The sequence below is a fragment of the Streptomyces sp. NBC_01591 genome (assembly GCF_035918155.1).
Lineage (GTDB): Bacteria > Actinomycetota > Actinomycetes > Streptomycetales > Streptomycetaceae > Streptomyces.
Genome location: NZ_CP109327.1, coordinates 6,449,543 through 6,461,999, shown reverse-complemented (window position 1 = coordinate 6,461,999; position 12,457 = coordinate 6,449,543). Strand labels below are relative to the sequence as shown.

Sequence of the window (12,457 nt, the reverse complement as noted above, 5' to 3'; positions counted from 1 at the left end):
CCAACGCCGCGAGCGTGCGTGCCGGCGGTGCGACGGGGCAAAGCTTGCCGGGAGGGGCACTAGTCCCTGCGACGCAGCGGGAGCGGGGCTCCCATGACCGCGTACGGCTTGGGAGCGCTGGGGAAGAGCACCTGCCGGGCCAGGTCCTGGTAGCCGAGACTGCGATACAGGCCACGTGCCGGGCTCTCCGTGTCGATGGCGGAGAGGATGGACCGGGGCTGGTCGACGGCGTCGGTGATGGTGGTGATCAGCGTGCGCCCGATGCCCCGGTTCTGGAACTCGGGCAGAACGTGCAGTTCGGTGATGACGAACGAGTCGTCGAGCCAGTGCACGCAGCCGGTGGCGCGGAGGTAGGGCTCGACGACGGTGGACCACCACTGGCCGCGTTCGTTCGGCATGCCGTAGACGAAGCCGACGAGCCGCTCGTCGGTGGTGGTGGCGCCGAGGGCGCGGGCGTGGGGGTGGTCGAGGTGTCTGAGGACGATGTGGCGTCGTACCTCGACCTCTTCGGGACCCAGGCCGAAGGCGACGGCCTGCACGGCGAGCGCCTCGTCCACGCGCGCAACGAGATCGATCGGCCCGATCCGGACGCTGGGAGTGCGGGGGCCGCCCCCGGAATCTGCTGCCATGCGCCGACCCTACTGGCCTCGGCGGGGAACGGGGTACGGGTCGGTGGCACCGGTGGCCGGCCGTCAGAACAGCACGCTCATGAACGCACCAGTCTCCTGGAAACCGACCCGGGCGTAGGCCCGGCGCGCGGGGGTGTTGTAGTCGTTCACGTAGAGACTGACGACGGGGGCGACGTCGGCCAGCGCGTAGCGCAGGACCGCCGCCATGCCGGTTTCGGAGAGTCCGCGGCCGCGGTGTTCGGGGGCGACCCAGACGCCCTGGATCTGGCAGGCCTGCGGGGTCGCGGCGCCGATCTCCGCCTTGAAGAGGACCTTGCCGTCCTCGATCCGGGCGAAGGAGCGGCCGGCTCCGATGAGTTCGGCGACGCGTGCCTGGTAGAGGAGTCCGCCGTCGCCCGCGAGCGGGGAGATGCCGACCTCTTCGGTGAACATCGCCACGCAGGCCGGCATCAGGACGTCCATCTCGTCCTTGCGGATCCGGCGGACCAGGGGGTCGGGGGTCACGCCGGCGGACGGGCTCTCGGTGACCATCAGCGGTTGGTTCGCCCGGACCTCGCGGGCGGGGCCCCAGCCGGGTTCGAGCAGCCGCCACAGCTGGGCGGTGGGCCCGGCGGGTCCGACGATCGAGGAGCAGCGGCGGCCGGCCCGGCGGGCCCGGTCGGCGAAGGCCCGGACGGCCTCGGCGGTGGCGCAGATGGGGACGAGGTTGGCGCCCGAGTAGCAGAGCGAGCGGAGCCGGCCGTCGGCGTACCAGCCCCACATCTCGCCGCCGAGGCGCCAGGGGTCGAGACCCGCGATCTGGACCCGGGATGTCACGAAGGCATTGGCGACGGGCTCGCTCTCCAGGACGGCGAGAGCGGCACCGAGGTCGCTGGGTTCGAGGACCCGGGTGGTGGTCTGCGTCAACACGAGGGGGCCTCACCATACGGTCTGCTGATTTCCGCACTGTAACCGAAGCGGCCCATCCGTGCCGCCCGGGCCTGCGAACAGGGTCCGCGGTGGGCCGTGAGGTCGCTCACGGCGGCGCCCCGCCGGTCGTGTCCGTCCGGCGGGGCGCGGTGGTACGAGTGGTGCTTCAGCTGACGGAGACCTCGGGCTCGCCCGAGGCGATGCCGTCCTTCTCCATCTGCTCGGCGATCTTCAAGGCCTCTTCGATGAGCGTCTCGACGATCTTCGACTCGGGCACCGTCTTGATGACCTCGCCCTTCACGAAGATCTGCCCCTTGCCGTTCCCCGACGCCACACCCAGATCCGCCTCACGGGCCTCACCCGGACCATTGACGACACAGCCCATCACGGCCACCCGCAACGGAACCTCCATGCCCTCAAGACCCGCGGACACCTGATCCGCCAGCTTGTACACATCCACCTGCGCCCGCCCGCACGACGGACACGACACGATCTCCAGCCGCCGCTGCTTCAGATTCAGCGACTCCAGGATCTGGATGCCGACCTTGACCTCCTCGGCCGGCGGCGCCGACAACGACACCCGGATCGTGTCCCCGATCCCCTCCGACAGCAACGCACCGAACGCCACCGCCGACTTGATCGTCCCCTGGAACGCCGGACCCGCCTCCGTCACACCCAGATGCAACGGATAGTCACAACGAGCCGCCAGCTGACGGTACGCATTCACCATCACCACCGGATCGTTGTGCTTCACCGAGATCTTGATGTCCCGGAAACCGTGCTCCTCGAAGAGCGACGCCTCCCACAACGCCGACTCCACCAACGCCTCAGGAGTCGCCTTCCCGTACTTCGCCAGCAACCGCGCATCCAGCGAACCCGCGTTCACACCGATCCGGATCGGCGTCCCCGCATCCCCCGCCGCCCGCGCGATCTCCTTCACCTTGTCGTCGAACTGCTTGATGTTCCCCGGATTCACCCGCACCGCCGCACAGCCCGCATCGATCGCCGCGAACACATACTTCGGCTGGAAATGAATATCCGCGATCACCGGGATCTGCGACTTCTTCGCGATCACCGCCAACGCGTCCGCGTCGTCCTGCGTCGGACACGCCACCCGCACGATCTGACAGCCCGACGCCGTCAGCTCCGCGATCTGCTGCAACGTCGCACCGATGTCCGACGTACGCGTCGTGGTCATCGACTGCACCGACACCGGCGCATCCCCGCCCACCGCAACCGACCCGACCTGGATCTTGCGGCTGACCCTCCGGTCGGCGAGCTTGGTCGGAACGGACGGAATTCCGAGAGAAATCGCAGTCATGCGCTGAGCATCCCCAAGGTGTGGATCAAGGTCCCGAGATCGGCGGGCTCCGACCTTCGAGGTTACGGCACCGGCGGCAGCCCGGAGCACACCGCGTCCGGGAGCGCCACACAAAAGGGACGGCCCGGACACACGCTGTGTGCCGGGCCGTCACTCGTGGTGCACGGGGTGGTCGATGGGTCAGGAGATCTTGACCGGATTCACGATGTCGGCGACCAGCACCAGCAGCGTGAAGCAGATGAAGACACCGGCGACGACATAGGCGACCGGCATCAGCTTGGCCACGTCGAACGGGCCCGGGTCGGGGCGCCTGAAGACCCGTGCCACATTGCGGCGCAGGGCCTCCCAGAGCGCTCCGGCGATGTGCCCGCCGTCCAGCGGCAGCAGGGGCAGCATGTTGAAGAGGAACAGCGAGAGGTTGAAGCCCGCCAGCAGGAACAGCATCATCGCGATCTGGTTCGTCGCGGGGACGTCGAGCGTCATCACCTCGCCGCCGATCCTGGCCGCGCCGACGACGCCCACCGGGGAGTCGGCCGCCCGCTCGCCGTCGCCGAAGGCGGCGTCCCACAGGCCCGGGATCTTGGACGGGAGAGCGATGATCGAGTCGACGCCGTTCTCGATCATGTCTCCCATGCGGACGACCGAGTCGCCGAAGGAGAGCGGGACGATCTCGGTCTGGGCGGCGAAACCGAGGTAACCGGCCTTCACGTACTCGTCGGCGATCACCTCGCCCTTGGAGTCCTTCTTCGCCACCGCGTTCTCCTTGAGCACGGCGTGGAGGGTCGTCTCCTGGCCGTCGCGCAGGACGGTGACGGTGGCGGGGCCGATGGTGTCGCGGATCTTGTCGGAGAGCGTGGCCCAGTCGTCGACCTTCTGGCCGTCGAAGGCGACGATCCTGTCGCCCTTCTTCAGTCCCGCCGCCTGGGCGGGCGAGACCGGGTCGGACTTCTTGCAGGTGTCGCGGTTCTCGCTCTGGGCGATCACGCACTTCTGGACACCGGCCACCTCGGTGGTCTGGGTCTGGAAGCCGAAGGTCATCGCCACACCGAGGAAGATCGCGACGGCGAGGACCAGGTTCATGAACGGTCCGGCGAACATCACGATGACGCGCTTCCACGGCTTGCGCGTGTAGAAGAGGCGCTTCTCGTCGCCCGGTTCGAGCTCTTCGAAGGCGGCGGACCTGGCGTCCTCGATCATGCCGCGCCAGGGCGAGGTGGACCGCGCCTCCAGGCGCCCGTCCTCTCCCGGCGGGAACATGCCGATCATGCGGATGTAGCCGCCGGCCGGGATGGCCTTGATCCCGTACTCGGTGTCGCCCTTCTTCCGCGACCAGATCGTCGGCCCGAAACCGACCATGTACTGGGGGACGCGGATACCGAAGAGCTTCGCGGTCGACAGGTGCCCCAACTCGTGCCAGGCGATCGAGAACAGCAGACCGATGGCGAAGACGACGATGCCCAGAATCGTCAACAGGACCGTCGTAATACTCATGCGCGCGCCTCCGCTGTCGCTTTCGCCGAGAGTTCACGGGCCCGGGCACGTGCCCAGGTCTCCGCTTCGAGGACGTCTGCGACCGTGAGCGAAGTTCCCGTGGCGGGGGTGCCGTGTTCGGCCACCACCGCGGTGACCGTATCCATGATTCCGTTGAACGGCAGCCGTCCTGCGAGGAATGCGTCGACGCATTCCTCGTTGGCGGCGTTGAAGACGGCCGGTGCGGTGGCGCCGAGCGTGCCGACGTGCCTGGCCAGACCCACGGACGGGAAGGCCTCGTCGTCGAGGGGGAAGAACTCCCAGCTCGATGCCTTCGACCAGTCGAAGGCGGGGGCGGCGCCCGGGACGCGCCGGGGCCAGCCGAGGCCGATGGCGATCGGGCCCCGCATGTCCGGGGGCGTGGCCTGGGCGAGGGTGGAGCCGTCGGTGAACTCCACCATGGAGTGGACGTACGACTGGGGGTGGACGACGACCTCGATCCGGTCGAACGGGATGTCGTAGAGGAGATGGGCCTCGATGACCTCCAGTCCCTTGTTGACCAGGGTGGCGGAGTTGATCGTGATGACCGGTCCCATGGCCCAGGTCGGGTGGGCGAGGGCCTGCTCGCGTGTGACGTCCGCCAGCTCGCTCCGCGTCCGTCCCCGGAAGGGGCCGCCGGAGGCGGTGACGACGAGCTTGCGCACGTCGGCGCGGGTGCCGGCGCCCAGTGCCTGGAAGAGTGCGGCGTGCTCGGAGTCGACCGGGATGATCTGGCCGGGCTTCGCCAGCGCCTTGACCAGCGGGCCGCCGACGATCAGCGACTCCTTGTTGGCCAGGGCGAGCGTGCGGCCCGCTTCGAGCGCGGCGAGCGTCGGGGCGAGTCCGATCGAGCCGGTGATTCCGTTGAGCACGGTGTGGCAGTCGCTCGCCGCCAGCTGTGCGGCGGCGTCGGGCCCGGCCAGGATCTCGGGGAGCGGCTCGCCCGTCCCGTACTGCTCGTGCAGCGCCTCGCGCAGGGCCGGTACGGCGTCCGGTGCGGCGACGGCCACGGTACGCACCCGCAGCTGCCGCGCCTGCTCGGCGAGGAGTGCGACCCGTCCGCCCGCGGCGGAGAGCGCGGTGACGCGGAAGCGGTCGGGGTTGCGCAGCACCAGGTCGATGGCCTGGGTGCCGATGGATCCGGTGGAGCCGAGGATGACGAGATCCCGGCGGCCTTCCGCGGCATCGAAGACGAGGTGCGGATCGGCGAGGGGGGCAGGGCTGTCGCTCATGCCCCCCATTCTTGCCGCATCGCCTGTGGGCGTGGACAGTGCGTCCCGCGCACGGGGTGGACGGAGGACTTCAGCGGTTGGTGAGTTCCGCGAATTCGGTGAAGGCCTCGTGGAATCCCGGGAACGTCTTCCGTACGCAACCGGGGTCGTCGAACGTGATTCCCGGCACCCGCAGGCCGGCGACGGCGAACGACATGACGATGCGGTGGTCGCCGTGGGTGGCGATCTCGGCGGGGCGGGGTGTTCCCGGCCGGATCTCGATCCAGTCCGGGCCCGTCGCGACCGCGATGCCCATCCGCCGGAGGTTCTGGGCGCAGGCCTCCAGCCGGTCGCACTCCTTCACCCGGGTGTTGCCCACGTCCTCGATGCGTACCGGCCCCGACGCGAAGGGGGCGATCGCGGCCAGCGTCGGCATGGTGTCGGAGATGTCACGCATGTTGACGGTGAGGCCCGAGAGGGTTCCGCCGGAGCGGACGGTGGTGGACTCGGCGGTGGTGCGCACCTCGGCGCCCATGCGGCGCAGCACGTCGACGAACCGCAGGTCGCCCTGGAGCGCGTCCGTACCGAGGCCGGGGACGGTGATCTCACGGCCGGTGAGGGCCGCCGCGGCGAAGAAGTAGCTCGCGGTGGAGGCGTCGGGCTCGATGGCGTACGTGGTGGCCCGGTAGCCGCCGGGCGGCACGGTGAAGACGTTGCCGTCTCGGGTCACCTCGACGCCGAAGCTGCGCATCATCGCGAGGGTGATCCCGATGTACGGGGCGGAGACCAGGTCGGTGACGGTGATCCGCAGCCCCTTGGCGGTCAGCGGTCCGAGCATCAGCAGTGCGGTGAGGTACTGGGAGGACTCCCCCGCGTCCAGGGCGATTTCGCCGCCCTCGATCCCGGAGGCGTCGATCCGCAGCGGGTGATGGCCCTCGGCCCCGTCGTGGCGCAGGTCGACACCGAGGGTGCGCAGGGCCTCGGTGAGCGGGGCGAGGGGGCGGCGGCGCATCTGGGCGGAGGCGTCGAAGCGGTAGCTGCCGGAGGTGGCGGCCGCGGCGAGGGTCGGCAGGAAGCGTGCGGTGGTGGCGCCGTCGCGGCAGTAGACGTCGGCGTCGGTGACGGCGGGGCCCTCGGGGCGGCCCTCGATGTGCCAGCGGTCCGGCTCCCGTTCGACCCGGTAGCCGAGGCGCGCGAGCCCTTCGGCGAAGCCCTCGGTGTCGTCCGAGTGCAGGGGCCGTACGAGGGTGCTGGTGCCGTTCGCGGCGGCGGCCAGGAACAGGGCACGCGCGGTGACGGACTTGGAGCCGGGGATGTGGGTGACGGTCACGGGTCGTCATCCTGCCGTACCGCGCGCGGCCGGGCGGGGCACGTCCGGTGAGTGGACGTGCCCCGCCCGGCGGCCGGTGGTTCAGCGAATGGTCCGGTGGACGTTCTCCCGGGCGGACGGTCCCGGGGTGGCGTCGGCGATCCACGGTCCTTCGCCGCTCGGGTCGATGACGCCTTCCTCCAGCCAGGTGTACGCACCGGCCAGGACGCCGTCGACCATGCGCCGGTCCAGGTCGTCGGTGTTGGACCACAGGCGGGTGAAGAGTTCCTCGACCCGGACGCGGGACTGGTGGCAGAACACGTCGGCGAGCCGGTAGGCCTCGCGTCCGTGGTCGCCGCCGGAGCGCAGCAGTTCGGCGCGTACGCAGGCGGCGCTCATCGCGAAGAGTTCCGCACCGATGTCGACGATCCGGCCGAGGAAGCCCTGTTTGGTCTCCATCCGGCCCTGCCAGCGCGACATGGCGTAGAAGGTGGAGCGCGCGAGCTTCCGCGAGGAGCGTTCGACGTAGCGCAGATGGGCGGACAGGTCGGGGTGGCCTGGATGGTTGAACTCCGCGTACGTACAAGGGAGTTGGCCCGGCCCCGCAACGAGCCTGGGCAGCCAGCGGGCGTAGAAGCCGGCCGCGTTCGCGCCCGCCTTCGCCTTGGCGGAGAGGGGTTTGTCGGGGTCGATGATGTCCCCGGCGACCTTCAGATGGGCGTCGACGGCCTCGCGGGCGATCAGCAGATGCATGATCTCGGTCGAGCCCTCGAAGATCCGGTTGATCCGCAGATCGCGCAGGAGCTGTTCGGCGGGAACGGCCCGCTCGCCACGGGCGGCGAGGGACTCGGCGGTCTCGAAGCCGCGTCCGCCCCGGATCTGGACGAGCTCGTCGGCCATCAGGCAGCCCATCTCGGAGCCGTACAGCTTGGCGAGGGCCGCTTCGATACGGATGTCGTTGCGGTTCTCGTCCGCCATCTGGGAGGAGAGGTCGACCACCGCTTCGAGTGCGAAGGTGGTCGCGGCGATGAAGGAGATCTTGGCGCCGACGGCCTCGTGCCGGGCGACCTGCCTGCCCCATTGCTCACGTACCGCGGACCACTCGCGGGCGATCTTCAGGCACCACTTCCCGGCGCCGACGCACATGGCGGGCAGCGAGAGCCGTCCGGTGTTGAGCGTGGTGAGGGCGATCTTGAGCCCGGCGCCCTCGGGGCCGATGCGGTTCGCGGCCGGGACCCGGACCCGGTGGAAGCGGGTGACGCCGTTCTCCAGGCCGCGCAGGCCCATGAACGCGTTGCGGTTCTCGACGGTGATGCCCGGGCAGTCCGCCTCGACGACGAAGGCCGTGATGCCGCCCTTGTGGCCCTCCGACTTCGGTACCCGGGCCATCACGACGAGCAGATCGGCGACGACGCCGTTGGTCGTCCAGAGTTTCACCCCGTCGAGGATGTAGTCCGGCCCTTCCGGCACGGCCGAGGTGGCGAGCCGGGCCGGGTCGGAGCCGACGTCCGGTTCGGTGAGCAGGAACGCCGAGATGTCGGTACGGGCCAGCCGGGGCAGGAAGGTGTCCTTCTGCTCCTGGCTGCCGAAGATCTTCAACGGCTGCGGCACGCCGATGGACTGGTGGGCGGAGAGCAGTGCCCCGATGGCCGGGCTCACGGAACCGACCAGGGCGAGGGCCTTGTTGTAGTAGACCTGGGTCAGGCCGAGGCCGCCGTACTTCGGGTCGATCTTCATCCCGAGCGCGCCGAGCTCCTTGAGACCGCTGATCACCTCGTCGGGGATTCTCGCCTCGCGCTCGATCAGGGCGCCGTCGATCCTCGTCTCGCAGAACTCGCGCAGCCGGGCGAGGAACGCCTCGCCACGCCGGACGTCGTCCGCGGGCGGCAGCGGATGCGGATGGATCAGGTCGAGCCGGAAGCGCCCGAGGAAGAGTTCCTTGGCGAAGCTCGGCTTGTGCCAGTCCTGTTCGCGCGCGGCCTCGGCCACTTGGCGCGCTTCACGCTCGGTGACCCTGGGCGTGTTCTTCGGTGCGGATGGTGCGGACATTGAGGAGCTCACCTCGCCGCGTTGTGGGTGGGCGGACGCGGTCGGTCCGTGTGGGGGAAGCACCCACCGGCACCAACCGGCTCTACTCGTCCGTATGTACCCGAATCCCGACACGCCCACCATCCCCCGGACACCGATCGGGTCGAGGGCCACTCCACTGACCCGCCTGGGGTGGCGGACGCGGCGGGAACGCGGAGACGGCCGGAGCCCCCGCACAGTGGGCTCCGGCCGTCTCGTTGTCGCCTGCCGTCGTGCTGTCCAGGCGGATCACAGGCGACGTCGGTGGATCGGTTCGATCCTGTTCGCGGACTACAGGGCGAGGCCGGTGAGGACCAGCACGCGCTCGTAGGTGTAGTCGTCCATGGCGTAGCTGACGCCCTCGCGGCCGACGCCGGACTGCTTGGCGCCGCCGTACGGCATCTGGTCCGCGCGGTAGGAGGGGACGTCGCCGATGATCACGCCGCCGACCTCGAGGGCGCGGTGGGCGCGGAAGGCGGTCTGCAGGTCGTGCGTGAACACGCCTGCCTGCAGGCCGTACTTGGAGGAGTTGACGGCCTCGAACGCCTCGGCCTCGCCGTCCACCTTCTGCACGGACAGCACCGGTCCGAAGACCTCCTCGCAGGAGAGGGTGACGTTGTCCGGGAGCTCCGAGAGCACGGTCGGCGCGTAGGTGGCACCGTCCCGCTTGCCGCCGGTGAGCAGCTGGGCGCCGGCCTGCACGGCCTCGTCGACCCAGGACTCGACACGCTTGGCGGCGTCCTCGCTGACCAGCGGGCCGACGTCGGTGGCGGCGTCCGAGGGGTCGCCGGTGACCTGGGCCTCGACGGCGGCGACGATCTTCGGGACGAGCCGGTCGTAGACCGAGGCGTCCGCGATGACGCGCTGCACGGAGATGCAGGACTGGCCGCCCTGGTAGTTGGAGAAGGTCGCGATACGGGTCGCGGCCCAGTCCAGGTCCTCGTCCGAGGCGTAGTCGCCGAGGACGACCGCCGCGCCGTTGCCACCGAGCTCCAGCGTGCAGTGCTTGCGGGGCACCGACTCCATGATCGAGTAGCCGACCGGGCCGGACCCGGTGAAGGAGATGACCGGCAGGCGCTCGTCCTGGACCAGGGCGGGCATGCGGTCGTTGGGGACCGTCAGTACGGACCACGAGCCGGCCGGCAGCTCGGTCTCGGCCAGCAGCTCGCCCAGGATCAGCGAGGAGATCGGCGTGGCCGGGGCGGGCTTCAGGATGATCGGGGCACCGACGGCGATGGCCGGGGCCACCTTGTGGGCGCTCAGGTTCAGCGGGAAGTTGAACGGCGCGATGCCGAGGACCGTGCCGCGCGGGAAGCGGCGGGTCAGGCCGAGACGGCCGGTGCCGCCGGCGTCGGTGTCCAGGCGCTGGGCGTCGCCTCCGTTGAAGCGGCGGGCCTCCTCCGAGGCGAACCGGAACACGGAGACGGCGCGGCCGACCTCGCCGCGGGCCCACTTGATGGGCTTGCCGTTCTCGGCGGAGATCAGCTGGGCGATCTCCTCGGTGCGCTCCACCAGACGCCGTGCGACGTGGTCGAGTGCGGCGGCCCGGACGTGGGCCGGGGTCGCGGCGAACTCCTCGCGCACGGCGTGCGCGGCCGCGACGGCCTCCTCGATCTGGGCGTCGGTCGGCACGCTGACGGTGCCGACGAGACGGCCGTCCCAGGGGTTGGTGACGTCGAAGCTGTCCTCGCCGGTGGCCTGGCGGCCGGCGAGCCAGAAGGCGTGGGTGGAAGTCATGGAGGTTCCGGCCCTTCGGAGCGGTGGGGGTTTCTTGCCCCCACCGTAGGGCCGCGGGGCCGCCCTGGCGTTTGTCCGGCGTGGAGCAGTGCGCGACGGGGACGCTCCGGTTTGTCGGATGCGGCCGGAACGCACGGTTCCGCCTGCGCGGCTACGGCTGGGGGGTCGACGGGGTGCTGGTGGCCTTCAGTGCCAGCCACAGCTCCATCCGGACGTCGGGATCGTCCAGCGAGCGGCCCAGGATCTCCTCCACCCGGCGCATCCGGTAGCGCAGGGTGTGGCGGTGCACTCCCAGGTCCGCCGCGGCCGCGTCCCACTGGCCGTGGTGGGCGAGCCAGGCCCGCAGCGAGGCCACGAGGTCGCCGCGGCCCTTGGCGTCGTGCTCGTGCAGGGCGCGGAGCATTCCGTCGGCGAAGGCCCGTACCGCGTCGTCCGCGAGCAGCGGGAGCACCGAGCCGGCCGCCAGCTCCTCGTGCTCGACCAGCGCCCTGCCCCGGCGGCGGGCCACCGACAGGGCCTGCTCGGCCTGCTTGTACGCGGCGGAGACGGCGATCGGGCCCGCCGGCGCGGAGAGGCCCACGATGACATCGCCCTCCTCCGCCTTCGCCCCTTCGACGGGCGTACGCGCCTCCTGGGCCTCCGCGTACGCCGTGCAGGCCGCGACCGCCGCTCCGCCGTCCGCGGCGAGGACGACGAGCCGGTCGCCGTCGGGGACGGTCAGCAGCGTCTCGCCGGTCCGCAGCGCCGCCGCCTCCATCGCCTCGCCGAGCGACGCCGGGGTGGCCGGGTCGGCCGCCTCCGCGATGAGCAGCCGGAAGGGGGCGTCGAGCAGCCCCCCGTACAGGTCCCCGGCGACGGCCCGGGCGTGGTCCGGCTGGCCGGCGAGCAGCATGCGCAGCACCGCCGCGCCGAGACGCTGTTCGGCGCCCTGGAGGGCCCGGGAGCGTGCGGTGGTCAGGGTCAGCAGGGCGACGGCCGAGTGCACGGCGTACCGCTCGGCGGTGCCCAGTGCCGCGCCGGTGCCGACGGCCAGCGCTCCCCTGACCCGGCGGCCGGTGCCCAGGGACTGGAGCTCGACCCGGTCGTCGGTGTCGCCGACGACGATGCTGGCCGGGGCGGGGCGGTCCCGCAGCCGTTCCACGTCGGGGGTGAGCCGGGCGGCACGGCGGGCGGCCCATTCGGGGGCCGCGGCGACGACCTGGCCGGCCGCGTCGTACAGCGCGGCCCAGCCGTCGAGGTGTGCGGCGAGCCGGGTGAGGAGTTCGCCGGGTCCGTCGCCCGCGAGTGCGGCCCTGGTCAGTTCGCGCTGCACCTCGAACCCGGCCGTCACGGCCCGGTACTGGTCCTCCGCGATCGCCGAGGACACGGCCTTGGCGATCGCGATGAACGGGGTGCGGCGCGGCACTTCGAGGAGCGGCAGTCCCGCTTCCTCGGCCGCGTCGATCAGCGCCTGCGGCAGCTCGTCGTAGTTGACTCCGACGGCGAAGCCCAGGCCGACGACTCCGGCCCCGGCCAGCCGTCGCACGTACCGCCGCATCGCCTCGGGGTTCTCGGCGTCGAGGTTGGTGGCGGTGACGAGCAGGAACTCGCCGCCCTCCATGTACGGAACGGGGTCGGTGAGCTCGCTGGCGTGCGCCCAGCGCACGGGCGCGTCGAGCCGGTCAGCCCCCGCACGCACGGTGAGTTTGAGCGCCGAACGCTGGACGAGCGAGGCGAGAGTGAGGGGCATGGGGACCGCTGGACCTCGGGGAGTCGGTTTTCGCCG

Annotated in this window: 9 protein-coding genes; all 9 read right to left on the bottom strand. The window is 70.9% G+C overall.

Annotated features, from left to right (window positions below):
• Positions 1-59: 59 nt before the first annotated feature.
• Positions 60-629 carry a GNAT family N-acetyltransferase gene (locus tag OG978_RS29900; protein ID WP_326768171.1) on the bottom strand — a complete coding sequence of 190 codons (570 nt, stop codon included), beginning with the start codon at positions 627-629 and terminating at the stop codon, positions 60-62.
• Positions 630-692: 63 nt separating this feature from the next.
• On the bottom strand, positions 693-1,538 hold the full coding sequence (locus OG978_RS29895) for a GNAT family N-acetyltransferase (protein ID WP_326768170.1): 846 nt from the start codon (positions 1,536-1,538) through the stop codon (positions 693-695).
• Positions 1,539-1,704: 166 nt separating this feature from the next.
• Positions 1,705-2,859, bottom strand: a complete 1,155-nt coding sequence (gene ispG, locus OG978_RS29890; RefSeq protein WP_266490254.1) for a flavodoxin-dependent (E)-4-hydroxy-3-methylbut-2-enyl-diphosphate synthase — start codon at positions 2,857-2,859, stop codon at positions 1,705-1,707.
• A gap of 180 nt (positions 2,860-3,039) precedes the next feature.
• Positions 3,040-4,350, bottom strand: coding sequence for a M50 family metallopeptidase (locus tag OG978_RS29885; protein WP_326768169.1), 1,311 nt, complete (start codon positions 4,348-4,350; stop codon positions 3,040-3,042).
• Complete coding sequence (gene dxr, locus OG978_RS29880) at positions 4,347-5,600, bottom strand: 1-deoxy-D-xylulose-5-phosphate reductoisomerase (RefSeq protein ID WP_326768168.1); 1,254 nt, start codon at positions 5,598-5,600, stop codon at positions 4,347-4,349. The genes OG978_RS29885 and dxr overlap by 4 nt, the downstream gene beginning before the upstream one ends.
• A 70-nt stretch (positions 5,601-5,670) precedes the next feature.
• Positions 5,671-6,909, bottom strand: a complete 1,239-nt coding sequence (gene aroA / locus OG978_RS29875; protein WP_326768167.1) for a 3-phosphoshikimate 1-carboxyvinyltransferase — start codon at positions 6,907-6,909, stop codon at positions 5,671-5,673.
• A gap of 81 nt (positions 6,910-6,990) precedes the next feature.
• Positions 6,991-8,937, bottom strand: coding sequence for an acyl-CoA dehydrogenase family protein (locus OG978_RS29870; protein ID WP_326768166.1), 1,947 nt, complete (start codon positions 8,935-8,937; stop codon positions 6,991-6,993).
• A 309-nt stretch (positions 8,938-9,246) separates the two neighbouring features.
• Positions 9,247-10,692, bottom strand: coding sequence for an aldehyde dehydrogenase family protein (locus OG978_RS29865; RefSeq protein ID WP_326768165.1), 1,446 nt, complete (start codon positions 10,690-10,692; stop codon positions 9,247-9,249).
• Positions 10,693-10,843: 151 nt separating this feature from the next.
• Positions 10,844-12,421, bottom strand: a complete 1,578-nt coding sequence (locus tag OG978_RS29860) for a PucR family transcriptional regulator (protein ID WP_326768164.1) — start codon at positions 12,419-12,421, stop codon at positions 10,844-10,846.
• Between the last annotated feature and the right edge of the window lie 36 nt (positions 12,422-12,457).